The sequence below is a fragment of the Marivita lacus genome, assembly GCF_014637725.1.
Classification (GTDB): Bacteria; Pseudomonadota; Alphaproteobacteria; order Rhodobacterales; family Rhodobacteraceae; genus Marivita; species Marivita lacus.
Genome location: NZ_BMFC01000001.1, coordinates 516,791 through 542,748, shown reverse-complemented (window position 1 = coordinate 542,748; position 25,958 = coordinate 516,791). Strand labels below are relative to the sequence as shown.

Sequence of the window (25,958 nt, the reverse complement as noted above, 5' to 3'; positions counted from 1 at the left end):
CTGCCGCTAGTCTGGTGCAAACCTGCCAACAGGAGCCTTTCGCCATGTATGATTTCGCCGTTCTCTGGGACTGGATCGCCTTTGCGGTGCGCTGGCTGCACGTCATCACCGCAATGGCGTGGATCGGTGCCAGCTTTTATTTCATTGCACTCGACCTGATGTTGAAACCGGCCCCCGGCATGCCCGAAGGTGCCTATGGCGAAGAGTGGGAGGTGCACGGTGGCGGGTTCTATCACACCACCAAGTATCTTGTGGCGCCCGATAGGCTGCCCGAGCATCTGACCTGGCACAAATGGCAGAGCTACACGACCTGGTTGTCAGGTGCCGCCCTGTTGATGATCATCTACTGGGTCGGTGGAGAGCTGTATCTGCTCGACCCGACCAAGGCCGATTTGTCCCTGTGGCAGGGGATCGTGATCTCGGCGCTGTCGCTGACCATTGGTTGGCTGCTCTATGATGTCCTGTGCAAATCCGCGCTGGGCAATCAGCCGACGGTGTTGATGCTGCTTCTGTTCGTGATCCTCGTGGTGATGGCCTGGGGCTATGACCAGGTGTTCACCGGGCGTGCCGCGCTGTTGCATCTGGGCGCGTTCACGGCGACGATCATGACGGCCAACGTGTTCTTCATCATCATGCCGAACCAGCGGATCGTTGTGGCGGACCTCAAGGACGGGCGCACGCCGGATCCGAAGTATGGCAAGATCGCCAAGCTGCGGTCGACCCATAACAACTACCTGACGCTGCCCGTGATCTTCCTGATGCTGTCGAACCACTACCCGCTCGCCTTCGGCACCGAGTTCGCCTGGATCATCGCGTCGCTGGTGTTCCTGATGGGGGTGACGATCCGGCATTACTTCAACTCCATGCACGCGGGCAAAGGCCAGCCCAACTGGACCTGGGCGGTCACGGTGGTGATCTTTATCGCGATTGCGTGGCTGTCCACCTTGGGCGGGGCCGAAACCTATGACGAGGCGGCGGAACGGCCTTTGACCGAATTCGAAATGCGTTTCGCGTCAGCAGACGGTTTTGAGGACGCGTATAACGTGGTGCAGGGCAATTGTTCGATGTGCCATGCCCGCGAACCTGTGTGGGATGGCATCCGCTGGGCCCCCAAGGGCGTTTACCTGGAGACCGAAGGTGACGTGGCGCAGCATGCAGAGCAGATCTACCTGCAAGCCGGACGGTCCCATGCGATGCCTCCGCCGAACGCGATCCAGATGGACGCCGAGCAACGCGCGCAGATCGTGGCGTGGTATCGGGCGGTGGAGTAGGGCGGGAGACTTTTCGAAAAGCCTCCCGCACGTCTTCGAAGAAGTGCCGTCCTTAGAGGACCGCTTCGAACAACGCCCGCGTGTTCGCCTCGTTCATGGTGACCGGGTTGCCGCCAGTCGAGGGATCGTTCAGAGCGTCGCGGACCAGCACGTCGAGGTTGGGATCGGTCACTCCCAGATCACCCAGCGTTTTGGGGATCGCGAAGCTGTCGTTGAACTGATCGACAAAGGCGCAGAACCCGTCGAACCCACCCTCGATGCCCAGATAGCCCGCCGCGCGGTCAAAGCGGTCGCGGATGGCGTCGGCGTTGAACTTGAGCACGGTGGGCATGAAGACCGCGTTGGTGGTGCCGTGGTGCGTGTGGTGATGCGCGCCGATGGGGTGGCTTAGCGCATGGATCGCGCCGAGGCCCTTCTGGAAGGCGGTGGCACCCATGGCGGCGGCGCTCATCATGTTGGCGCGGGCTTCGATGTCGGTGCCGTCGGCATAGGCGCGAGGCAGGTTGTCGACGACAAGGCGCATGCCTTCCAAGGCGATCCCCTGGCTCATCGGGTGGTAATGCGGGCTGGAATAGGCCTCGACACAATGGGCGAAGGCATCAAGGCCGGTGCCTGCGGTGATGAACCTGGGCATTCCCACGGTCAGTTCCGGGTCGCAGATCACCACGGCGGGGAGCATCTTGGGGTGGAAGATGATCTTTTTCTCGTGGCTTACCGAATTGGTGATGACGCTGGCGCGGCCCACTTCGGACCCGGTGCCTGCGGTGGTGGGCACGGCGACGATGGGGTGAATGCCGGCGGGGTCCGCACGGGTCCACCAGTCGCCGATGTCCTCAAAGTCCCAGAGCGGGCGGGACTGACCCGCCATGAAGGCCAGCGTCTTGGCGAGGTCGAGACCCGATCCGCCGCCAAAGGCGATGACGCCGTCAAAGCCGCCTTCGCGGTAGACCTTGAGACCTTCCTCAACGTTCTTTTCGTTCGGGTTTGGATCGACGTCCGAGAACATCGCACGCCCCAGACCCGCTTGTTCGACAAGGTTCAGGGTCTTTGTGGTGATCTCCATATTGGCGAGGCCCCGGTCGGTGACCAGGAGGGGCTTGGTGATGCCCGCGGCAAGGCACGCCTCGGCGATTTCCGAGATGCGGCCAGCGCCGAAACGGATGGCGGTGGGATAGGACCAGTTTCCAGTGGGGGCCATTTGGGTCATGCCTTCTTGAGGTGGTAGGATTTGGGGCGTGTCAGGGCCTGATACGCCAGTTTCGACAGACCTTGCCCGCGTCCGGTGTCCTTGCAGCCGGTCCAGCACAGCGCCGGGTCAAGGTAGTCGCAGCGGTTGAGAAAGACGGTGCCGGTCTCGATCCGGTCACCAAGCGCCTCGGCCGTTGCGGTGTCGGTGGACCAGATCGACGCGGTCAGACCAAAACGGCTGTCGTTCATCAGTGCGATGGCCTCGTCGTCGTCCTTGACCGGCATGATGCCCACGACCGGACCAAAGCTTTCGTCGCGCATGACGCGCATGTTGTGCGTGACATTGGTCAGGATTTGAGGGGTCAGGTAGGCACCACCATCATCGGCGGGCATGGTGTCGATATGGGCTTTCGCGCCATCGGCCAGTGCCTCTGCGATCTGGGCGCGCACTTCGTCGGCAAAGCGGACATTGGCCATCGGGCCCATCGTTGTGTCCGGATCGAGCGGGTTGCCGAGTTTCTGGGCGTTGACCCAGGCCACGGCCTTTTCAACGAACTGGTCGTAAAGGCTTTCGTGCACATAGATGCGTTCGATGCCGCAGCAGCACTGGCCCGCGTTGAACATCGCACCGTCCAGCAGCGTGTCGACCGCCGCGTCGATATTGGCGTCGGCGCGGACATAGCCGGGGTCCTTGCCACCCAATTCAGTGGAGACCGGGATGAAAGTGCCCGCCGCTGCGCGTTCCATCGCCTGACCACCGCCGACTGAGCCGGTGAAGTTCACGAAATCCACCGCGCGTTCGGACAGCAGGGCCGAGGTGGTGTCATGGTCGAGGACAAGGTTCTGGAACACGTCTTCGGGCACACCTGCGGTCTGGAACGCCTCGGCCAGATGATCCCCCACGGCAAGCGTCTGGCCTGCATGTTTCAGGATCACGGTGTTTCCTGCGATCAGGGCAGGGGCCACGGTATTGATCGCGGTCATGTAGGGGTAGTTCCACGGTGCCACGACCAGAACCACACCCCATGGGACACGCTTGATCACGCGGCGGAAGGCGTCACTGTCCTCGATTTGCATGGGGGCCAGCGCGTCTTCGGCAACTTCGGCCATGTAGGACAGGCGTTCGTCAAAACCGCCATATTCGCCGCCATAGCGCACGGGGCGGCCCATCTGGTGCGCCAGTTCGGTGGCCATGCGGTCTTTTTGCTGGCCGATGATCTGGCCTGCCTTGCGCACCAGTGCGATGCGTTCCGAGACAGGGCGCGCGGCCCAGTCGGCTTGGGCGGCTTTCGCGCGTTTGGCGGCGTCAAAGGCGGCGTCGCGGCTCAGCACCTCGCGCGTGAGATATACCGATCCATCGATCGGGGAAATCAGGTCTACAGTCTTGGTCATGTCTCAGGCTCTTTCAAATCCGCGCTGGAGTTCCCAGTCGGTGACAACGGCGTCAAAGGCTTCTTGTTCCACCTCTGCGGCGCGCGTGTAATGGTCGATCACATCGTCCCCCATCGCGCTGCGCAGCATGGCAGAGCCGCGCAACGATTCCGTGGCGGCGCGCAGGGTGTTCGGGATCTCGGGGATGCTGGTCATGTTGTAGACGTCACCCGAAACGGGCTCTTCGAGCGACAGGCCTTCTTCCATCCCGGCGATGCCAGCCGCAAGCTGCGCGGCGCAGGCGAGGTAGGGGTTGATGTCGCTGCCGGGGATGCGGCATTCGATCCGCACGCCCTTGGTGCCTTCGCCGACAAGGCGGTAGCCCGCGGTGCGGTTGTCGACGGACCATGCGATCTTGGTGGGGGCAAAGGTGCCGGGCAGGAAGCGTTTGTAGCTGTTCACGTAAGGCGCAAGAAAGACCGTCATGTCCGGGGCGTATTTGATCAGGCCCGCGACATAGGATTTCATCGTGCCGGACATGCTCAGCTTGGCGTCCGGGTCGTGGAACACGTTGGTGTCGCCCTTGAACAGCGATTGGTGCACATGCGCAGCGCTGCCCACACGGGTGTGGTGCCATTTCGGCAGAAAGCTGGCGGCATGGCCCTGCATGTTGGCGATTTCCTTGACCGCATGTTTGGCGATCGTGTGGTTGTCGGCGCAGGCCAGCGCATCGGCGTAGCGGATGTTGAGCTCTTCCTGACCGGCCTCGGCTTCGCCCTTGGTGTTTTCGACCGGGATACCGGCGGCCACCAAGTGGTTGCGGATCGGGCGCATCACGTGTTCCTCGCGGGTGGTCTGGAGGATGTTGTAATCCTCGTTATAGCCGCTGATCGGGGTCAGGGTGCGATAGCCGTTCTTGCGGATCTCGTCATAGCTTTTCTCGAACAGGAAGAATTCCAGTTCGGTTGCCATCATCGGCGTCAGGCCCATCTCGGCCAGGCGCGCTAGCTGTTTCTTGAGCATCTGGCGCGGCGAATGGGGCACAGGCTCGTGTGTGTGGTGGTCGATCAGATCACAGAGCACCATCACCGTGCCATCGAGCCACGGCATCGGGCGCAGCGTGGCAAGGTCAGGCTTCATCACGTAGTCGCCATAGCCCGCCGCCCAGCTGGTGGACTTGTAGCCATCCGGAGTGGCCATCTCGAGGTCGGTGGCCAGCAGGTAGTTGCAGCAATGCGTCTCTTTCCACGCAGACTCGAGGAAGTTCGAGACATGGAAACGCTTGCCCATCAGCCTGCCCTGCATGTCGACCATGCAGACCAGAACAGTGTCGATTGCGCCGGTTGCGGCTTTGGCGTGCAGGTCATCAAGGGTCATGTTGGCCATTGTCTCGTCCTTTTCATTCACGGTCAAAGCGACCCCCCGCAGGGGATCGCTTCGGAGTGCTGTCGCTTCGATTATTCGAAGGTGTAGGGCGCGCCAGCCTGGTTGATGACGCTGTTGTATTCGCGGAAGATGCTGATGATCTTTGCCTCGATTTCACCTTCCTGGGCAACCTCGTCCCAGAATTCCTTGGCAGCATTTTCGACCTCGGCCCATTCGCTTGGCGGAACCTGGCGCAGTTCGAGTTTGTCGCCATTGGCGCGCAGGGCGGCTTCGCCGCCCCAGTACCACTGGTTGCGGTAGGTGTGGCCTGCCTCGGTGGCGGCCATAACGACGGATTTCAGGTGATCCGGCAGGTCCGCCCAGCGTTGCTGGTTGACGAACCACGAACCGATCCACGCGCCAGAGATGTTGTTGGTCAGGAAATAGTCGGTCACGTCGGCCCAACCCACGGTGTAGTCTTCGGTGATGCCGGACCATGCCATGCCGTCAAGCTCGCCGGTCTGCACGGCAACTTCGGCGTCTTCGTAAGGGATCGACACGGGCACGACGCCGAATTTCGACAGGAAGCGACCGGCGGTCGGGAACGTGTAGAGGCGCAGGCCGTCAAGGTCCGCGACCGAGGTGATTTCCTTGGTGGTGTTGAAGTTGCACGGGTCCTGACCTGCGGCAGACAGCCACTTCACGCCGACCTTGGCATATTCCTCTTCCCAGATTTCCTTGAGGCCGTACTGGTTGAACAGCACCGGCACGTCGAGGATGTGCTTGGTCGCGAAGGGGAAATAGCCGCCGAACTGGCGCAGCGGGGTGGGCGATGCCATGGAATCGTCGTCCGAGTGCACGCCGTCGATGGTGCCGCGCTGCAGCGCCTGGAACAATTCGCCTGTCGGGACGATCTGGTCAGCGTAGAACAGTTCGACCTGAAGCTCGCCGTTGGAGTTGGCGTTGATGTAGTCGATGACCGGCTTGGTCACGTGTTCGCCAAGAGCGGCACCCGCGTAGGTCTGGAACCGCCATGTGATCGCGGATTGCGCCTTGACGACGGCCGGGGCTGCAAGGCTGCCGACACCGGCGATGCCGGCTGTTTTTAGAAACTTGCGTCTTGTGGTCATGTCATTTCCTCTCGGTTGGGTTGCGAAACGCTCCGTTGCCGGAGTCTTGGTTGTTGTCATTTGTCGTAGATGTATTCCGGCAGCCAAAGAGCGATCTGCGGGAACATCATCACGAGCGCGAGGGCCGCGACCATCACCAGAACAAACGGGATGATCGACACATAGATGTCGCGCAGGCTGATTTCCGGCGGAGCCATCGCGCGCATCAGGAACAGGTTATAGCCGAAGGGCGGGGTCATGTAGGCGATCTGGGTCGTGATTGTGTAAAGGATACCATACCAGATCAGGTCGAAGCCAAGCGCGCCAACCAGCGGCACGTAAAGGGGTGCCACGATGACCAGCATCGCGGTGTCGTCAAGGAAGGTGCCCATGATGATGAAGCTGAGCTGCATCAGGATCAGGATCACCCATGGGCTGAGGCCAAGCTGGTCGGTGAACAGGTCGTCGATTGCCTTGACCGCGCCCAATCCGTCGAACACGGCACCGAAGGCCAGTGCGGCCAGGATGATCCACATGAACATGCAGGAGATGGCCAGCGTGTTGCGGACCGAATTCTCGAACACCTCACGCGTCATGCGCCCCTTGAGCACGGCCGCGCCGAACGCCGCCAAAGCGCCGATGGCCGAGCTTTCGACAAGCGATGTCCAGCCGTTGATGAAGGGCACCATCATGACGAAGAAGATCGCCAGCGGCAGAAGGCCCGCACGCAAGAGGCGGAGTTTCTCGGCACGCGGTATGTCGCGTTCGGCGGCGGGCAGGACCGGGCCGAGAGCGGGGTTCAGTTTGCAGCGGATGACGATGTAGAGGATGAACATGGTCGCCATCATCAGGCCCGGGATCACGCCTGCGAGCCAAAGCTGGCCCACGGGTTGGCGCGCGATCATGGCATAGAGCACCAGAACCACAGAGGGCGGCACAAGGATGCCAAGCGACGATCCCGCCTGGATCACACCTGTCACCATGCGCTTGTCGTATCCTCGCCGCAGCAGTTCGGGCAGCGCGATGGTGGCGCCGATGGCCATGCCTGCCACGCTGAGCCCGTTCATGGCAGAGATCAGGACCATCAGACCGATGGTGCCGACGGCAAGGCCACCGGACAGCCCGCCCATCCAGACATGGAACATCTTGTAGAGGTCATCCGCGATGCGGCTTTCCGACAGCACGTAGCCCATGAAGATGAACATCGGCAGGGTCAGCAGCGGATACCATTTCATCAGCTTCATCGCTGCAGAGAAACCGAGGTCGAAACCGCCCCGATCTCCCCAGAGGAAAAAGGCCGCGACCACGGCGACAAAGCCGATGGCCCCGAACACGCGCTGGCCGGTCAGCAGCATCAGCATCATGGTCGAGAACATGAGCGCCGCGATCAGTTCATACGGCATCAGACTTTGGCCCCCATGTCATGTCCCTTGAGGCGCAGGATGTCCTTGGCCAGTTCGCACAGCACTTGCAGCAGCATCAGGAAGATGCCGATCACCATGATCGTCTTGATCGGCCACAGATAGGGCCGCCACGAAGTCGGGCTGCGTTCGAGGAAGCCCAGTTCTTCGCTGCCGGTGGCAAGACCGGCAAAAAAGCTGATCGGCTCGGAGCCGAAATAGCCCAGCGAATAGGCGGTGGAGGCGATGCCGCCATAAAGCAGGAAGCCAAGATAGACGAGCAGGAACACGACCGTCACCGCGTCGATCGCGGCTTTGCGTCGGTCGCTCATCTCGCCGTAAATCAGGTCCATCCGCACGTTCGACCCCATCTGGATCGAATAGGGACCGCCAAGGATGTAATAGGCGACCATCGCGAATTGCGCCATTTCCAGCGTCCAGAGCGAGGGCAGGAAGAACACCTTGGTGACGGACGACCACAGCAGGATGCCCATCATCACGAAGATGCCGTACATCACGATGCGCCCGATCATCCGGTTGAATGGGTCGATCACCCCGACATAGGCCTTGAGCGCGCGGATCATGTGACCCCCTGTGTCGCCAGTGCGCGGGTCAGCATGGTGTCGAGGATGCCTGCGAACCTGGCCACACCCGCCGCGTCCGAGACAAGGTCGTTGCGGACTTCGATCATCACGTTCTGCACGCCGCGCGGGATCGCATGTTCGCGCAGGGTGTGGGTGACGCCATCGGTCACCGAATAGGGCGCGTTCAGCCTTGCGTCCAAGCCGTCCGGTGCTTCGGCCAGCATGGCGCGGGCCAGCCGGTCGTCGCTGTCATGCAGGAGGCCAAGCTCCACCTCGCGGGGCTGACCGAACCAGACAGGCGTGAAGGAATGGATGGTGACAAGAACCGGAGGCTCGGCAAATCCGTCAAGCGTGGTTTTTAGCAAGGTGCGGAAGGGATCATAAACCTCCGTCGCGCGGGCGGCGCGGGCGGTGTCGGACAGGCCGACATTGCCGGGCACCTCCACCACTTCGGATTTTTCAGGGATCGCGCCGGGCGCGTTCGGGGGACGATTGCAGTCGTAGACCAGCCGCGAGACACGCGATGCCACGAGTGGGGCGTCCAGCCGTTGCGACAGGGCGGTCGCCAGATCACGCCCGCCGATATCCCATGCGGCATGGCTCTGGCGGTGTTCCGGCGCGACGCCAAGATCACCCAGCGTGGCGGGGATAAATGCGCTCGCATGTTCGCAGACAAGGCAGATCGGAGCTGCCCCGCGAGGGTTGATCACCTCGGCGGCGGGCCCGTCATCGGGACCCAGAATCGTATGTTCTCTGGCTGTGCTCACGACGTCATTAGGGTTGGGGCACCAAGATCTGTCAAGATAATTTCGTTGATTATTGTACCAAGATGGTTACCAATGTAGCGATTGCTACAAAAGGCGTCAGGCGATGGCCAAACCCCTTTCAGTCAAGGACAAGCTGCATGAACAGGCCGGTGCGCTGACGCCCGCCGAACGGCAATTGTCGAGCGTTCTCATGCGCGATTACCCGGTGGGTGGCTTGCAATCCATCACCCGCATTGCCGAAGCTGCGGGGGTCTCTACGCCCACGGTCATCCGGCTTGCGCGCAAGCTTGGTTTTGACGGTTTTCCCGAATTGCAGGCCGCAATGCGCGACGAGGCATCCGAACAGTTCAAGACCCCCATCCGCAAGCGCGAAGGCTGGGGCGACACCAAGCCGGGATCAGCGGCGTTCAAGGCTTTTGCAGAGGCGGTGTTCGACAACCTGAGCCGCACCATCGACCGGCTGGAGCCGGGAACGCTGGATGCCATAGCGGGGGTTCTGGCGGATCGGCAACGGCCGGTCTACCTGTCGGGTGGACGGATCACGCGGTCAAACGCCGATTACTTCTACAACCATCTCCAGATCATCCGCCCCGGTGTGACGCTTCTGGGGGCGTCGCCGAATGTCTGGCCGCAATACATCCTCGACATGGACAACGCGTCGGTCCTGATCCTGTTCGACATCCGGCGGTATGAGCGTGATCTCGAACGGCTGGCCGAACTGGCCAAGGAACGCGGGGCCGCAATCATCCTTTTCACCGATCAATGGGGCTCGCCGATCTCGGGGCTGGCAGATCACGTGGTCAATGCGATGATCGAGGTGCCTTCGAGCTGGGATTCCACCCTTGCCATCAATCTGATCATCGAGGCGCTGATTGCCGAGGTTCAGACCCGAGTGTCCGATACGGCGCGCGCACGTATCGAGGCACTGGAAGACATGTTCCGCTCGACCCGGATTTTCCGAAAGCCCTGAGCTAGCTGAGCGCGAGGAGCATCACGCCGAGCGCCACGACAGAGGCAGCGACAAGTCGACGGCGGGCTGGCCCTTCGCCGAGCCAGTAGACGCCGATCAGCGCTGCAAAGATCACGGAGGTTTCGCGCACCGCAGACACGATCCCGATAGGGGCAAGCGTCTTGGCGAAGAGGGCCAGCGCATAGGCGAGCCCGGAAATCAGGCCACCGGTCAGGCCGAGGACACGCGCCTTTGCGCTTATCGCTCGGGCCCGGTCGAACCGCGTTGCGATGACGAAGACCGCAACGAAGATCTCGGCGGCGAACAACCACACCACATAGCCGATGGGCGTGCCCGAGACTCGAATGCCGATTCCGTCCACAACCGAGTAGGCGGCGATGATTCCCGAGGTCAGCAGCGCCGCACCCATTCCGCGCTTGTCGGCGTAGCGCACGGCCGCAAGGATCAGGATTCCTGCCGACACGGTCAGAATGCCGATCCACGCCCAGATCGACAGGATCTCGTCGGCCCAGATCATCGCGCCAAGGGCGACCATCACCGGAGCGGTGCCGCGCGCGATGGGATAGATCAGTGACAGGTCACCAAAGCGGTAGGAGATGTTCAGGAAATAGTAATAGCCCCAGTGGATCACCGTCGAGGCAATGATGAACGGAAACGCTGCTGCAACGGGGACCGGGACAAAGGGCATCAGCGCCAGTGCAGGAATGCAATGGCCCGCAGCCACGAGACCCAGCGTGATCGCCCGGTCATGCGAGGTTTTGACCAGAGCATTCCACACCGCGTGCAGCACCGCTGCCACGAGGACGATGGCAAGAACGGGCGCTGTCACACATTCAAGTGTCCGGCTGCGGTCAGGCTGGCGTTGCCTTTTCCGGCGTGGGTTACGGCCACGGCAGGGAGTAGGTCTTGACGTTGGTGAAGAACTTCATCGCTTCGATGACGCCTTCCTTGACGCCATTGCCGCTGTCCTTGATGCCGCCGAAGGGCGACATCTCGATCCGGTAGCCGGGCTGTTCCCAGATGTTGCAGGTGCCGACATTCAGCCCGTTGATATAGGCAATCGCGCGATTCAGGTCATTGGTGCAGACGCCCGAGGACAGGCCGAACGCGGTGCTGTTCGAGATGCGCATGACTTCCACGTCATCGTCGGGCACCCGCACGATCGGGATGATGGGACCGAAGGTTTCCTCCATCACCAGTTCGCTTTCATGCGGCACGTGATCGACCACGATGGGCGGCAGCAGCGCGCCTTGACGACCCGGATCGTAAAGCACCTTGGCGCCCTGTTCGACGGCCATGTAAACGCGCTTTTCGAACAGCTCGGCGGCTTTAGAATGGATCACGCAACCCAGTTCGGTTTCGGGGTCCTGCGGATCGCCGAATTTGATCTTTTTCGCTTTTTCGACCACCAGCGGCACGAAGCGGTCAGCCACGCTTTCCTGCACGAGGATGCGTTTGATCGCGGTGCAGCGCTGGCCGGAATTGCCAGTGGCGCCGGCAACGGCGATGGTCGCGGCCTTGTCCAGATCGGCGTCAGACAGGTCATTGCAGACGATGAGCGGATCGTTCCCGCCCAGTTCCAACGCGGTGCGCTTGTAGCCCGCCTTGGTCGCGATCATCTTGCCCACGGGCACACCGCCGGTGAAGGTGATGATGTCGATGTTCTCGTTGGTGATCATCTCGTCACCGATATCGGCGGGCATTCCGGTGACCACCTGGAACATCTCGGGCGGCAGGCCTGCTTCGTACAGGATATCGGCCAGCGTCAGCGCCGTCAGCGGCGTCAGTTCCGTGGGTTTGCACACCATGCAATTGTTGGTGGCAATCGACGGTGCGATCTTGTGGCTGACCATGTTGAGCGGATGGTTGAACGGGGTGATCGCGCTGATGACGCGCACGGGTTCACGCATTGTGAAGATCTTGCGCGCCTTGCCGTTGTGAGTCAGGTCGCAGGAAAACACCTCGCCATCGTCCTTGAGCGCCTCGGCGGCGGCGAACTGGTAGACATCCTGCGCGCGCTTGGTCTCGTAGATCGCGTGCTGGTGGCAGATGCCCAGTTCCAGCACCAGCCATTTGGCAAGGTAGTCGCGCCGTTCGCCGATCAACTGCCCGGCGCGTTGCAGGATCTGGCTGCGTTCGTAGCGGGTGAGCTTGGGGGTGTAGTTCGCCGCGATCTCGAACGCGCGGCGGGCATGCTCTGCCGTTCCCATCGGGACGGTGCCGATCACCTCGTCCGTATAGGGATAGCGAACTTCGAGCCGTGCGTCAGTGTCGACCTTTTCGCCGCCGATGCGCATCTGTTCGTGACGGATCTCGGTCATGCGGGCACCTCTTCGAGCGCAGCGGCGGTGGTGGCGTAGAAGAACGCATCGAAATTGCGCAAGGTCGGAGCGGTGGGCAGGTCGATCACGCGGTTCACGATGAACGGCACCACCTGTTCGGTCAGGCCACCATGCGACCGCAACGGCTCCTTGAGGGCTGCAAGGTCGTGGCGGTGGGCGCTGGTGCCGATGGTCATGTTCTCGGTCGAGACCATGACGATGTCGCCGATCCGGTCGGCGGGCAACTCGAACCGTTGCACGGCGGTGGCCTTGTCCAGCACCTCCAGCATCTCTGGAAGAGCGCGCAGACGCGTGATGACATCTGCCTGATCTGCGCCGGGTGGCAGGTAGGCGGTGGCAAACGACCCCAGCGCACCGTGGTGAACGACATACGGATCGGTGATCGGCAGGATCACCCGCGCGGCAGCTTCACCCAGCCACTCGTCCAGCACGTCCTGGACGTAGATCACCGCTGGATCGCCATTGGCGTCATGCTTGGGCTTCATGCCGTGATCGGCCGTCACGACGATGGCGGCACCCATGGCGTCAAGTTCGGTCAGGTAGCGGTCGAACATCGCGTAGAAGTCCTTGGCACCCTGTTCCTCGGGGGCGAACTTGTGCTGGATGTAGTCGGTGGTGGAGAGGTACATGACGTCCGGTTTCCACTCGCGCAGCAGCTTTACACCAGCGGCAAAAACGAATTCCGACAGGTCGGCGGAATAGACCTCGGGCACCGTCATGCCGAGCCAATCGCTGGCCTTGTCGATGCCGTGTTCCGCTTTGGTGGTGTCACCCGAACGCTCGGACGAAAACGCGATGGCGCGGTCTTCATCGAACTTGAGGCCCGCGCCAAGCAGCGCGCGCAGCTTGTCCTTGGCGGTGACAACAGCGACCCGTGCGCCCGCCTCGTAGAACTTGGAGAACACCGTGGGCGCGCGCAGGAAGCGCACGTCGTTCATCATGACCTCCTGGTCGGTTTCCGGCTCGTACAGGAAGTTGCCGCAGATGCCGTGCACCGATGGGGGGCGGCCTGTTGCGATGCTCATGTTGTTGGGGTTGGTGAAGGACGGGATCACCGAATGGGCCAGCCTGTCTGTGCCGGTTTCGCGAATGCGCTTGAGCGTCGGCATCAGCCCTTCGGCGATGGCGACCTCAAGGTATTCGGGTTCGCAGCCATCCAGACAGATCGCAATCGCGCAGGTCCTGGGGGCGGGGTAGGTGCGGTCATTGGCGACCACGGGGTTCTTGATCGGCATATCTCTTCCTTCAGGCGGCGAGTTTCTTGCGCTCTTCCAAGGCAGCGGCGGGCGGGGCCGCGCTGCCGACACTCATATCGGTGAGGGCGTCGCGGGCGGCCTCCACCACGCGGCGCATGACGTGTTCATCCATCTGCCCGATCACCCCGATGCGGAAAGAGTCCACCACGGTCAGCTTGCCGGGGTAGATGATGAACCCGCGGGCCTTCATGGCGTCATAAAACGCGGGGAAGGTAAAGTTCGGATCGGAGGGGCAGAAAAAGGTCACGATGATCGGACTGAGCCAGCGGTCGGCAAGCAATGTCTCGAACCCGAGATCGCGCATGCCCTGCACGATCACGTCGCGGTTGCGGGTGTAGCGCGCGCCACGGGCGGGAACGCCGCCTTCGGCCTCGTGCAGGTCGAGCGCCTTGAGGAAAGCTGCGACCACATGTGTCGGGGGCGTAAACCGCCATTGGCCGGTCTTTTCCATCGTCGCCCATTGCGCGTGCACGTCCAGCGACAGGGAATGCGAGTTGCCCTTGGAGGCTTCGATCTCGTCCTTGCGGGCAATGACAAAGCCGAAACCCGGCACGCCTTCGATGCATTTGTTGGCCGAGGACACGAAGGCGGTGCAGTTGAGTGCGACCGGGTCCAGCGGCAGCGCGCCAAAGGCCGACATGCTGTCGATCAGCAGCTTGCGCCCGGCGTCCCGCGTGGCCTGCGCGATTTCCTCGACCGGGTTCAGGATGCCGCTGGAGGTTTCGCAATGGATCGCAAGGACATGGGTGATGGCAGGATCATCCGTGAGGATGGCAGCAACCTCGTCCCCGCGCGGGGGCAGGTAATCGCCCTTGTCGAGCAGGTGACAGGCGCGGCCAAGGTAATCCAGCGTCTGCGCCGCGCGCAGCCCGTAAGCCCCGTTGGCCAGCACAAGCACCTTGCCATCGCGCGGAACGAAACTGCCCAGCATCGCCTCGACGCAATAGCTGCCCGAGCCCTGGATGGGCACGCAATCATAGGTCTCTGCGCCGTCCCCGATCAGCGCCAGAAGGCGGGATCGAAGCGCGCGCGTCATGGCGCGAAAATCGTCGTCCCAACTGCCCCAATCCCGAAGCATCGCCTGTTTGACGGCATAGGCCGTGGTCAACGGGCCGGGCGTGAGCAGATAGGGTTCACCAAGTTCAGGAGCGGGCAGGGGCATGGCTGGCATGGCACGGTTCCAAGGGAGGTCTGCCACCGGGTATGCGGTGCTGCCTGACATATGTAAAATCTTTGTTTTCTATTGATTGATAGGTAATGATTATGGCAGCCGACCAATCTCGGAGAGCCAGATGCGCTATAGCCAGTTACGCGCCTTTCATCATGTCGCCCTGCATGGCGGATTTTCCCGTGCCGCGCGGGCCTTGAACATTTCGCAGCCTTCGGTGTCGGACCAGGTCCGACAGCTCGAACAGCGGCATGATGTGCTTTTGTTCACCCGCGAAGCGCGGCAGGTGCGCATGACCGATGCCGGAGAAGCGCTGTTCCGGCTCACGAGCGAGATGTTCGAGGTCGAAGAGCGCATCGGCGCGTTGTTCGATGAAAACCGTGCGGCGTTGTCCGGGCATCTGCGCATCATGGCGGATTCCGCGATGCACATCACCGACGCCGTGCGCCTGTTCCGCGAATCCAGCCCGGAGGTGTTCGTCACAATCCGCACCGGCAATACCGAGGATCTGTTGCGCCGCTTGCGGAATTACGAGGCCGAAATCGGAGTGGTCGGCAATACGATCTCGGCCCCGGATCTGGACAGCATCGACCTTGGGCGGACACCGATCCTTGCGCTCGTGGCAAAGGGATATCTGCCGCAGGGCACGCGCAGGCTTCGGTTTCGCGATCTTGCGCAATATCCGTTGATCTACCGCGAAGTGGGGTCGCGCACCCGCGCGCAGGTCGAAGAAGAGGCGGGCCGACTGAAGCTGTCGCTGATGCCGGCGATCGAGGTCGAAGGCCGCGAGGGCATGCGCGAGGTTGTGGCGTCGGGTGCGGGCATCGGGTTCATCAGCGAGGCCGAGTTCGGGCATGACCGAAGGCTCAAGGCCATTCCGTTCGAGGATGTCGATATCGGCATGCCGGAATCTCTTGTGACGCTGTCGGCGCGCCGCGACGTGCCGTTGATCCGGGGCTTCGTGAGAGCCGTGCAAAAGACCTTGGCCTCCGAAGCGGCGTGATTGGATAGGTTTTACCTATGGACCTATACAAAACACGCATCTTTACAGATGATGGACGCTCGGCATGATTGCTTGAGCCCTGGGATGTACCGTGTCTGAGACCAAGCCGAATACGCTGTTCATCGTGATCGACCAGTTGCGCGCGGATTGTGTGTTCGGGGCGCTGGCGCAGCATCTTGACCTGCCCAACATCCGCGCCCTTGCCGAAGACGCGGTGTGTTTCCGGAACCATCATTCGGTGACATCGCCCTGCGGTCCGTCCCGCGTGTCATTGCTGACGGCGCAATACGCGTCGAACCACGGAGCCACGCGCAACGGAACTCCGTTGAAACGCGACACGCCGAACCTTGCCACTGTGGCACGGCACAATGGGTTTGACCCGCTGCTGTTTGGTTACACCGACACGTCCCATGACCCACGGTTTTTGTCACCCGATGACCCGAGGCTGTTTTCCTACGAAGAACTTGCGCCCGGTTTCGATGAGGTTGTGCGCATGCGGCTCGAAGGGGATTCGAGCGCTTGGGAGCAGCATCTGCGTGACAATGGCTATGATGTGCCGCCCTATCCCGAGATATACCGCCCCGTTGGCAATTCACCGGACGCCCCGGCGCTCTATGCTGCGGAACACAGCGACACCGCGTTCCTGACCGACCGGGTGATCGACGACCTAGCCAAACGACCGCAAGGCTGGTTCGCGCTTGTGACCTATATCCGCCCGCATCCGCCGTTTGTAGCCCCGGCCCCCTACAACATGATGTATGATGCAGGTGACATGCCCTCGGCGCTCGAGGCATCGGACCCGGATTGGCACCCCTATGTCGAAACCGCGCGCCGAAAGAGCAATGTGGCGTCAACGGTTGTCGGGTTTCCCGATCTGGACGCGTCGGACGCGACCACGCGGATGATCCGAAAGCTCTATTTCGGGCTTGCGACCGAGGTGGATCACCATATCGGCCGTATCTTGTCGTGGCTCAAGGACAGCGGCCAATACGAAGACACGCTCATAGTCCTCACGGCGGATCATGGCGAAATGCTGGGGGATTACGGCCTCTGGGGCAAGATGACCTTTCACGATGCCGCGTTCCACGTTCCTCTGATCATCCGGCAGCCGCAGGCGAGCTTGCGCGGCATGGTGGTGACGCAGCCGACGGAATCCATCGATATCACGCCAACGATCCTCGACTGTCTCGGTCTGGATGCGCCGCACGCGATGGATGGCAAAAGCCTCAAACCGTTTCTTGGCGGAGAAACCCCGCGGGATTGGCGGGAGGTGTCGGTTTCACAGCTGGATTTCGGCGATCCGATCACGCCCACGCTTTGGCAAACCGATCATGGCCTGTCGGTGGATACCGCGAATCTTGCGGTGCTGCGTCGCGGGCCTTTGCGATTCGTGCAGTTCGCCGGAGGGCTGCCGCCGATCCTTTTGGATGCGTCCAGCGGCATCGAAGGTCGCAATCTGGCGAAAAACCCGGCGCATCTACAGACAATGCTTGATTTGATGCAGGATATGCTTTGCCATCGCATGGCAAATGGGGATGGCACATTTTCAAGGACATTGATTACCGAAACCGGCGTTAAGGTAGCTCCGTGAAACCAAACCTTGTCACGGATCTGTCATGTTCGCCAGAGATACAAAACCCGGCTGTTTCGACCGGGCTGACCACAAGAAGGAGGCGTCACGCCAGAGCTATATCCTGACCGCGTCGAGATCTGCCGAAACGCGGCGTGATGTCATGGATACCCAAAATGACCGGAAGACCGTTGAACCGGGAAAAAAGGGGGGAACAGCCCCCGTACACCACTTGGAACCAACAGGAGATAAAATGAAACGACTTCTACTTTCAGGCGTGGCCCTGATTGCCCTTCCGGCAGCGGCCTATGCCAACTGCCCGGCAGTCACCGTCGCCGACATGCAGGGCGTTGCCGCCGGTGAATTCCCGCAACAGTTCGAGCTGAGCGCCTTCCAGGACGCCGCGGGTTGCACCATGGAGTTCACCACAAATCCCGAGATCGAAGCGCTGAACGCGATGATCAAGGGCAACCCCGATCTGCCGCCGCTGGCAGAGCGTCTGCCTGCCGAACCCTTGGTGATCGTGCCTTATGACAGCATCGGGCAGTACGGTGGCGAACTGAACGCCCTGTCCAACGCGACAGAAGCCGGTACATCGGATTTCCTGTCGGTGCGTCACGTCAACCTTGTGCGCTATTCCGACGACCTTCAGACCATCGTTCCCAACATCGCGAAATCATGGTCATGGAACGACGATTACACCCAGCTGACATTTACCCTGCGTGAAGGTCACAAGTGGTCGGACGGCGCGCCGTTCACATCCGCCGACGTGGCATTCTGGCATGACAATATCATGCTCGACACCAACATCTTCGAACAGCCGCGGGATTACGTCACCGTGGGTGGCGAAACCATGACTGTCGAGACACCGGATGACGTGACCGTCATCTTCAACCTGCCCGCACCCAAGCCGGGTCTGTTGACTCACTTCGCCACATCCTATGCCCAAGGCTTCCAGCCCAAGCATTTCCTTGGCCAGTTCCACCCGGACATCAACCCGGATGCGGACAGCTATGCCCAAAGCCTTGGCTTTGAAAACGGCTACGATGCGATCCTTGCGTATTATGGCAACTCGGACTGGACCGACACGCCGACACCGATGCTGTCGCGTGCCGCCATCGTGGACGGTCTGCCCAAGGCAACCATGCCGACGCTGGAATCGCACATCTACATCACAGACACGACCGAAGGCCGCAAACTGGTGGCGAACCCGTATTTCCACCAGGTCGACACCACAGGTCAGCAGCTTCCCTACATCTCGACGCAGGACGAGCTTTATATCAACGACAACGAAGTGCGCATCCTCAAGCTGGTGAACGGCGAGGTGGATTACAAATCGCAATCCGTCCGTCTTGAATCCGCACCGCTGCTTCTGGAAAACCAGGAAAAGGGCAACTATTCGATCCAGCTCAAGCCGACTGTGAGCATGCCCGCCTTCAGCTTCAACTTCACCATCGAAGACGAAGCCAAGCGCGCCGTTTACAACGACCTGCGGTTCCGCGAAGCCATGTCGCTGGCCATCAACCGCGAGGAACTGAACGAGATCGCGTATTTCGGTCAGGGCACGGTCAGCCAGATCGCACCGTTCAACCCGGCGCCCGACTTTGTCGATCCGAGCTGGGAAACCTACAAGGCCGAATTCGATCCGGAAACCTCGAAGGCGCTGCTGGATGAAGTCGGCATGGTCGATGTCGATGGTGACGGTTTCCGCGAACTGCCGAACGGTGAGAAGATCACCCTGAACCTGCAGTTCACCACGCAGGGTATCGCTGGCAGTGTCGTGGAACTGGTTGGCCAGAACTGGGCCGATGTCGGTATCCAAACGCAGGTCAAGGAAGTGACACCTGATGAATACCGCTCTGCGCAATCCGCCAACAACCTCGACGTGGGTCTGTGGCAATACGGTGCGCCACTCGCGATCCATCTGGGTCTGAACAGCTTCTTCCGTCCGCCGTTCGGCACCTATTTCGAACACCGCGCCGGGATGCTCTGGGCGGAATGGCTGGACACCAATGGTGCGTCTGGCGTTGAGCCGCCGGAATGGGCCAAGAAGCTTGCGTCCGACATCGACGCGTTCCAGTCGGCTGTTCCGGGAACACCGGAGTCCGACGCGCTGGGCGCTGGTCTTGTCGAGACCTTCGTGAGCAACATGGTCATGATCGGCACGGTAAAGGCGCCGGAACCGATCTACGCCAGCAACAACCTCAAGAACTTCACCGAGTTCGAGACATGGTCCTACGAATACTACCGGACCTACCCTTACCTCGCCACGCAGTGGTGGCTCGACGAATAAAGGTCTCTGACCTTGATGCGGGCGGCAGAGGTCGCCCGCATGTTTCAAGAATGACGGCGTCTGACCGGCACACCGGATCAACCGGAGGCACAGGCGCAACGCAGGGGCATGCTTCATGTTGAATTTCGCGCGCTTCGTGGTGACACGTGCAGTGCTGGCGATGATCACGCTGATCATTGTCTCACTGGTCGTGTTCTCGCTCATGGAGCTGGTGCCGGGAGATTGCGCAGAGCGCTACCTCGCGTTCAAGAACACCCAAGGGTCGGGCATTTCCGCTGCCGATATCGACAACGAGCGCATCCGGCTTGGCCTTGACCGGCCGTTCCTCGAACGCTGGGGCAAGTGGATCGTCGGTGCGTTCCAGGGTGAATTCGGTGACAGCTGTATCCTGCGGGTGAACATCGCGCAGCTTCTGGGCGACAAGTTCTGGATCTCGCTGGGCCTGTGCCTTGCCTCGCTGATGCTGGCCTATGCCATCGCTTTGCCGGTCGGCATCATTGCCGCCGCGTCCGACAACGCGGTTCTCAACAACTCGCTGCGCCTGTTCAGCTATCTTGGCCTTGCCATGCCGAACTTCCTGCTGGCGCTGATGATCATGCTGTTTTCCACGGTCTATTTCGGGGACACGTTGACGGGGCTCTTCTCTGCCGAATACAGGGATGCGCCGTGGAGCTTCGACAGGGTGATGGACCTGCTCAGCAATGCGTGGCTGCCCATCTTCATCCTTGGCTGGTCGGCCACCGCCTTTGCGTTGCAGACCGTTCGTGCGCTGATGTCTGACGAGATCGGCAAACTTTATGTCACCGCCGCATCGGCACGCGGGGTGCATGGGCGCAAGCTGCTGTGGAACTACCCGGCGCGTCATGCGCTGGGCCCGATCGTCAACAGCCTTGGCTTCGACCTGAACCGCATCTTCAACGAACTGCCCATCGTTGCACTGATCCTGACGCTGACCGAGGCGGGTGCGCTTCTGATCGAGGCGCTGGCCCGGTCGAATGACCAGCAGTTGGCCGGTGCGATCATCTTCCTTCTCACCGCGTCTATCGTGACGCTCAACTTCCTGACGGACGTCATGCTTGCGGCTCTTGATCCGCGCGTCCGCAAGAGCATCGTGAGGTGACGCCATGACGACGACACCGGATCCCTTCAAGCCGAACATGGCCGAAACCACCGGCCCGCATGTGCAGGTTGTCGAAACCGACGCCGGTGTCGAGCGCCGGTCGAAAGAGGCGTATTTCACCGCGTCGCAAGGCCAGTTGATCTGGGCGCGGTTCAAGAAACAGCGATCTGCCATGATCGCGGCCAGCGTGTTGCTGTTCCTCGTCCTGACGGGGATCTTTGCGCCGTTCCTGTCGCCCTACAATCCGACGATTGCCGGCAAGAACGACGAATACACCAACGGCGCGCCACAGATCCCGCAGTTCTGTGACACCAACGGCTGTTCATTGCGGCCCTTTGTACATGTGGTCGAGCGCGAACGGTCGATGGCCACGAATTTCCGCTGGGTGACCACCGTCAACGAGGATGAGCGGAACTACATCTATTTCTTCGTCGAAGGGTGGGACTACCAGCTGTTCGGCTTCATCCCGATGGATACCCATCTGTTCGGCACGCAGGACGGGTTTGTGCATGTGTTCGGCACCGACGATGCGGGCAAGGACATCTTTTCCCGCACCTTCCACGCCATCTGGACCTCGTTGCAGGTGGGCACGATCGGTGTCTTGATCGCCTTTGTGCTGGCGCTCGTGATCGGGGGGGTGTCCGGCTATTACGGCGGCTGGATCGATTCCGTGTTGCAGATGATCACGGACGCGGTGCGTACCGTGCCGGCCATTCCGTTATTCATGGCGGTGGCAGCTTTCATGCCGCCGGAACTGTCGGCGGAGGAACGGTTTTTCTATATCTCGCTGATCCTTGGCCTGATCGGTTGGCCGACGCTGGCGCGGCGGGTGCGGACGCATCTGCTGACCGAACGCAATCAGGAATACGTGCTTGCGGCGCAGCTTTGCGGGGCGTCGTCGGGCCACGTGATCCGGCGGCATCTGCTGCCCAGCTTCACAAGCTATATCATCGTCGATCTGGTGATCTCGTTCCCCTACATGGTGCTGTCTGAAACCGCGCTGTCCTTTATCGGTCTTGGCCTCAAGGACCCGGTGAACAGCCTTGGCGTGATGCTTCAGAACGTGACCAGCGCGGATGTGCTGCTCAATTATCAATGGTACTTCATCCCGGTCATTTTTTTCATCGCGTTGGTGATGGCGTTCGTGTTTGTCGGTGACGGCCTGCGCGACGCGGCAGACCCCTATTCGGACAACAACAAATGACGGCCCTGATCGACGTACAGAACCTGACGCTCAAGTTTCGCACCGACGAGGGGCTGATCACCGCCGTCGACAATGTCAGCTTTTCGCTGAACAAGGGCGAAGTGATGGGGCTGGTGGGGGAATCCGGGTCAGGCAAATCCGTGACCGCCAAGGCGTTGATGCATCTCAATGCGCGCAACGCTGTTTATTCTCCGGAAAGCAGGATCACCTTGCACACTGACACCGGGCCGGTCGATGTGCTGTCTCTGAAAACCCATCGCGAATTGAACATCGTGCGCGGTGGCGCAGTGTCGATGATCTTTCAGGAACCGATGGCCAGCTTCGCGCCCGCCATCACAATCGGCAAACAGATGGTCGAACAGCTTCAGCTGCATGGCGACTACAGCCGTGAACAGGCCAAGCGCTGGTCGATCGAGATGCTGGATCGCGTCGGTATCTCGGACGCCTCCAAGCGGTTCGACCAATACGCGTTCGAACTGTCCGGCGGGATGCGGCAACGCGCGATGATCGCGATGGCGTTGTCGACCCAGCCAAAGCTGCTGATCGCGGATGAGCCGACCACCGCACTTGACGTGACCATCCAGGCGCAGGTGATCGACCTGATGAAAGACCTCGTGGCCGAGTTTCAGATGGGGATCGTGTTCATCACCCACGACCTAGGCGTGGTGGCGCAGACCGCTGACAAGGTGAACGTGATGTATCTGGGCCGGATGATCGAGGAAGGCCCGGTGCGCGACGTGATCCGCAACTCGAAACACCCCTACACCCAAGGTTTGCTTGCCGCGCTGCCGAAACTCGACGATCTGGATTCGCCGCTGACCCCGGTGCCGGGTGATATTCCGTCGCCGCTGGAGCGCCCGTCCGGTTGCGTCTTTCACACGCGCTGTTCCAAGATGGTGGGTGATGTCTGCAAGACGGCTGATCCCAAGGATCGCCTGATCGACGCGACCCACAAGGTGGCCTGCCATATCTATGACGAGGTGCCGGCATGAGCGATGTTCTGATCCGCGCCAAAGGTCTGTCCGTTGGGTTTCCCATCGGTGGCGGGCTCTTCAACAAGCAAATCCTCAAGGCGGTGGATAATGTCTCGCTGGACATCGAAAAGGGATCGTTCTTTGGCCTTGTCGGTGAAAGCGGGTCGGGCAAGACGACTCTGGGTCGCGCGCTGCTCAAGGCGGCGCCGATCACGGCGGGGGGGGCGCATTACAGCGATGGAGAGGTGGATTATGACCTCGAAAACATCACCAATGACCAGCTCAAGGATTACCGCAAACGCGCGCAGCTGATCTTTCAGGATCCCTACGCGGCACTCAGCCCGCGCATGACGGTGCGGGATATCATCGCCGAACCCCTCGAGGTGATGAGGCTGACAAAATCGCGTGCCGAAACAGACGCCCGCGTCCGCGAGATCGCGGCGAAATGCCGGTTGAACCTCGAACATCTGCGCCGCTTTCCGCACGCCTTTTCGGGCGGTCAGCGCCAGCGCATCTCGATTGCCCGCGCATTGGTTTCTGCGCCCAAGTTCATCGTTGCGGATGAAAGCGTGGCGGCTTTGGACGTATCCATTCAGGCCGACGTTCTGAACCTGCTCAAGCAGATCCAGAGCGACATGGGCCTGACCTTCCTGTTCATCAGTCATGACCTGTCCGTCGTGGCCCATACCTGCGATCATGTCGCGGTGATGTATTTGGGGCGGCTGGTCGAAACCGCACCGACGCGCAAGCTCTTCGCGGCACCGCGCCACCCCTACACCAAGGCGCTGTTTTCCGCGATCCCCTCTCTTGATCCGGACGATAGGGGGTCGGCGCAAAAGCTGACGGGCGAAATTCCGTCGCCGACCAATCAGCCGCCGGGATGCAAGTTCCACACGCGCTGTCCCTTTGCCATCGATCATTGCAAGCAGGTCGAACCAAAGCTGGAAACCGACGGCACCGGCCATGATGTGTCCTGCCATCGTTGGCGCGAACTCATGGCCCCTCAGGCCGCCTGATCAACTGTCGAGCAACCGCCGATAGGGTGCATGTGTCAGCGCGCGCGCAAGGTCTGCGGCCAGCTTGGGGGCAAGCGCCAGAGCGCCGCTCGGGCTCAGCCTCGTGGACGAGATATAGTCGCTTGCCAGTCCGCCGCGCGTCTCGCAGCGTGTGCCCGAACAGAATGCGCCCCAAGTGTCCACATAGGTCATCTGTCCGGTCTGCGAGAGACTGCGGAACAGCGTGTCGATCGGCGCATGCCGGTCGGTGACGTCTTGCAAGGATACCGACGTGGCCAGCTCTGGCATCCCGACATAGAGGCCGACACCGGGCAAGCTGGCTCTTGCGGCCAACTCCGCGTCGAAGCGGGGGTGCGACGGAACCTGCCGCACAACGGAGACCAGCAATCCCCTGTCCACCAAGGCCCGGATCGTGCTTTCGGCTGAACTCGCGACGTAATCGGCCTGCCGGTTCACGTCAAAGGGGCTGCCATCCATCGGTCCAAGCCTGACCTTCGCGCGTTGGAACAGCTCGGCTTTCGGCACTTCGAGGTAATGGGCCCAGTCTGCGACCAGCGTGACCTGGCGAATGCTTTTCAGATGAGGGAGCGCCTGCAGCACCTGCGATGAATGCCAATCACATTCCTGCCCGGACATGTCGGAACTTGCCGACAACCTGCTCTGCAGGCCATCCAGCGGGATGCAATCGGCTTTCGCGATCAAAAGTGTCGGCACCTCTGCGCGTCGGGCCGCTTCGGCAAATCCGGTGCGGATCGCGTCAAGCTGATGATCCCCCCAGACCAGAACCTTGGGCGGCCCATCGGGGCCAAGCCTGCAGACTTCGAGCCCGGCAAGCGGCCCTTGGGTGGCGCGCGGACATTCAAAGGCGGGCTGATCCGAATCCAGCGCATGGATATAGGCCTGTGCCTGAGCGGGAAAGCGCATCTGCAGCCCCTCGCTCATCAGGCCGATCAGACCGTTGATCAGAAGCACGAACGCGACCACCGCGCTGATCACGATCTGGTTCGTTCCCCTGCGCTGTTCGAAATGCTGCCAGATCGTCCAGGAAAATATCGCGAACAGAAGACAGGGCACGATCAGAGGCAGAAAGTTGGTCTGCGGCGCTCCGGTGATGCTCAGCGCTGTGTTCAGGTGCGTCAGCGGCACCGCCCAGAGAAACGTATGCAGGACCATACCGAACCAGCGCCGACGCAGGTCAGACATTTCGGGATGCGATGCGCGGGGACGACTCCCGAGATAGAGAAACGCCAGCCCCATGGCGACAAGCGCACGTGCGACCAGCGTGTCCCCTGCGGCGGTGATGACAAGGACACCCGCCACGAAATTCAGAACGCCTATCTGCGTCGCGTATTCGAGAACGCGAAACCGGTTGGTGATGATGAAGGGAATTGCGCCGAACAGGAACGCCCAGAGCGCGCCGATCGGCAAAAGCTGAACCATGGGGCTGTCGATCAGGGACAGAATCAGAGACGTGACCGCCAGCAGGCCCAGCACCGTCAACAGGCGCAAAGGGCGCGCGGCGAATGCCCAATACAGCAGAGCCAGGATCACGCTGCATTGCGCGATCAGGGCGGGAATCCAAAGCTGATCGAACAGCCCGTCAAACCGCATGCCCGTCTCGACCGGGAAGAACACGAGGCCGACATTCGTGGTGAAAGTTGCCGCCAGCACCAGGGCATGACCCAGATGCATGTATTCTTCGGGCAGGAAGATCATCCAGCCGACGACGAACAAAAGGAGTGCACAGCAAAGCACACCGATGAAATAGGCTTGCAGGACGCTGATCACTTGCGACCTGAAGATACCGGGGCCGCGGATCAGCTGGTTGGCACACCATCCGCCGCAGAAGACCAGAATGATGTCCTTGGCGAACGCATGTGCGCCGACCTGGCCTGCGCCAAGTGCTGCAAGGACAAAGGCAAGGCATGCCATGGATAGAAGAAACTGCCGAACTTCGGATCGGGCGGATTCCGAGTCCCTGAAGACA

The 25,958-nt window shown here is 61.1% G+C and carries 21 protein-coding genes; 9 read left to right on the top strand and 12 right to left on the bottom strand.

The window, feature by feature from the left end; all coding sequences use genetic code 11:
- Positions 1-44 precede the first annotated feature (44 nt).
- The gene (locus IEV82_RS02660; RefSeq protein ID WP_188480398.1) at positions 45-1,271 is read left to right on the top strand and encodes a urate hydroxylase PuuD; all 1,227 of its coding nucleotides are present in this window, start codon (positions 45-47) and stop codon (positions 1,269-1,271) included.
- Between the two features lie 52 nt (positions 1,272-1,323).
- Here the strand turns inward: IEV82_RS02660 and IEV82_RS02655 are convergent, their stop codons facing one another.
- The 7 genes from IEV82_RS02655 to IEV82_RS02625 form a co-directional block, all read right to left on the bottom strand.
- The gene (locus IEV82_RS02655) at positions 1,324-2,469 is read right to left on the bottom strand and encodes an iron-containing alcohol dehydrogenase (RefSeq protein ID WP_188480397.1); all 1,146 of its coding nucleotides are present in this window, start codon (positions 2,467-2,469) and stop codon (positions 1,324-1,326) included.
- Positions 2,470-2,474: 5 nt separating this feature from the next.
- A complete protein-coding gene (locus IEV82_RS02650) occupies positions 2,475-3,851 on the bottom strand; it encodes an aldehyde dehydrogenase family protein (RefSeq protein WP_188480396.1) in 1,377 nt (458 codons plus the stop codon).
- A gap of 3 nt (positions 3,852-3,854) precedes the next feature.
- Complete coding sequence (locus IEV82_RS02645) at positions 3,855-5,216, bottom strand: glutamine synthetase family protein (RefSeq protein WP_188480395.1); 1,362 nt, start codon at positions 5,214-5,216, stop codon at positions 3,855-3,857.
- 71 nt (positions 5,217-5,287) lie between these two features.
- On the bottom strand, positions 5,288-6,325 hold the full coding sequence (locus IEV82_RS02640; protein WP_188480394.1) for a TRAP transporter substrate-binding protein: 1,038 nt from the start codon (positions 6,323-6,325) through the stop codon (positions 5,288-5,290).
- A gap of 56 nt (positions 6,326-6,381) precedes the next feature.
- Positions 6,382-7,707, bottom strand: coding sequence for a TRAP transporter large permease (locus IEV82_RS02635; RefSeq protein ID WP_188480393.1), 1,326 nt, complete (start codon positions 7,705-7,707; stop codon positions 6,382-6,384).
- Positions 7,707-8,288, bottom strand: coding sequence for a TRAP transporter small permease subunit (locus IEV82_RS02630; protein ID WP_188480392.1), 582 nt, complete (start codon positions 8,286-8,288; stop codon positions 7,707-7,709). Before IEV82_RS02630 ends, IEV82_RS02635 begins: the two co-directional genes overlap by 1 nt.
- Complete coding sequence (locus IEV82_RS02625; RefSeq protein WP_188480391.1) at positions 8,285-9,055, bottom strand: N-formylglutamate amidohydrolase; 771 nt, start codon at positions 9,053-9,055, stop codon at positions 8,285-8,287. The genes IEV82_RS02630 and IEV82_RS02625 overlap by 4 nt, the downstream gene beginning before the upstream one ends.
- Before the next feature lie 103 nt (positions 9,056-9,158).
- On the opposite strand from IEV82_RS02625, the gene IEV82_RS02620 reads away from it, so the two are divergent.
- A complete protein-coding gene (locus IEV82_RS02620) occupies positions 9,159-10,025 on the top strand; it encodes a MurR/RpiR family transcriptional regulator (protein ID WP_188480390.1) in 867 nt (288 codons plus the stop codon).
- Position 10,026: 1 nt separating this feature from the next.
- On the opposite strand, the gene IEV82_RS02615 is transcribed toward IEV82_RS02620, so the two are convergent.
- Genes IEV82_RS02615 through IEV82_RS02600 form a run of 4 tightly spaced genes read right to left on the bottom strand, consistent with a single transcriptional unit; the run spans position 10,027 to position 14,794 of the window.
- The gene (locus IEV82_RS02615; protein ID WP_188480389.1) at positions 10,027-10,854 is read right to left on the bottom strand and encodes an EamA family transporter; all 828 of its coding nucleotides are present in this window, start codon (positions 10,852-10,854) and stop codon (positions 10,027-10,029) included.
- A gap of 52 nt (positions 10,855-10,906) precedes the next feature.
- Positions 10,907-12,346, bottom strand: a complete 1,440-nt coding sequence (phnY, locus tag IEV82_RS02610) for a phosphonoacetaldehyde dehydrogenase (protein WP_188480388.1) — start codon at positions 12,344-12,346, stop codon at positions 10,907-10,909.
- Positions 12,343-13,602, bottom strand: a complete 1,260-nt coding sequence (phnA, locus tag IEV82_RS02605; protein ID WP_188480387.1) for a phosphonoacetate hydrolase — start codon at positions 13,600-13,602, stop codon at positions 12,343-12,345. The genes phnY and phnA overlap by 4 nt, the downstream gene beginning before the upstream one ends.
- A gap of 10 nt (positions 13,603-13,612) precedes the next feature.
- Entirely contained in the window at positions 13,613-14,794 is a 1,182-nt protein-coding gene (locus IEV82_RS02600; protein ID WP_188480386.1) for a 2-aminoethylphosphonate--pyruvate transaminase, read from the bottom strand.
- Between the two features lie 121 nt (positions 14,795-14,915).
- On the opposite strand from IEV82_RS02600, the gene IEV82_RS02595 reads away from it, so the two are divergent.
- From IEV82_RS02595 to IEV82_RS02565, 7 genes are all read left to right on the top strand, one after another.
- Positions 14,916-15,794, top strand: a complete 879-nt coding sequence (locus tag IEV82_RS02595) for a LysR substrate-binding domain-containing protein (RefSeq protein WP_188480385.1) — start codon at positions 14,916-14,918, stop codon at positions 15,792-15,794.
- Between the two features lie 91 nt (positions 15,795-15,885).
- Entirely contained in the window at positions 15,886-17,385 is a 1,500-nt protein-coding gene (locus IEV82_RS02590) for a sulfatase-like hydrolase/transferase (protein ID WP_188480384.1), read from the top strand.
- 232 nt (positions 17,386-17,617) lie between these two features.
- Entirely contained in the window at positions 17,618-19,657 is a 2,040-nt protein-coding gene (locus IEV82_RS02585) for an ABC transporter substrate-binding protein (RefSeq protein WP_188480383.1), read from the top strand.
- A 115-nt stretch (positions 19,658-19,772) separates the two neighbouring features.
- Positions 19,773-20,777 (top strand): ABC transporter permease, encoded by a 1,005-nt coding sequence (locus tag IEV82_RS02580; RefSeq protein ID WP_188480382.1) that lies wholly within the window; start codon positions 19,773-19,775, stop codon positions 20,775-20,777.
- Between the two features lie 4 nt (positions 20,778-20,781).
- Entirely contained in the window at positions 20,782-21,981 is a 1,200-nt protein-coding gene (locus tag IEV82_RS02575) for an ABC transporter permease (protein ID WP_188480381.1), read from the top strand.
- On the top strand, positions 21,978-22,973 hold the full coding sequence (locus IEV82_RS02570) for an ABC transporter ATP-binding protein (protein ID WP_188480380.1): 996 nt from the start codon (positions 21,978-21,980) through the stop codon (positions 22,971-22,973). Before IEV82_RS02575 ends, IEV82_RS02570 begins: the two co-directional genes overlap by 4 nt.
- The gene (locus IEV82_RS02565) at positions 22,970-23,971 is read left to right on the top strand and encodes an ABC transporter ATP-binding protein (RefSeq protein WP_188480379.1); all 1,002 of its coding nucleotides are present in this window, start codon (positions 22,970-22,972) and stop codon (positions 23,969-23,971) included. Before IEV82_RS02570 ends, IEV82_RS02565 begins: the two co-directional genes overlap by 4 nt.
- Here the strand turns inward: IEV82_RS02565 and IEV82_RS02560 are convergent, their stop codons facing one another.
- Complete coding sequence (locus IEV82_RS02560) at positions 23,972-25,903, bottom strand: SGNH hydrolase domain-containing protein (RefSeq protein ID WP_188480378.1); 1,932 nt, start codon at positions 25,901-25,903, stop codon at positions 23,972-23,974. It lies immediately after the preceding gene.
- Positions 25,904-25,958 lie beyond the last annotated feature (55 nt).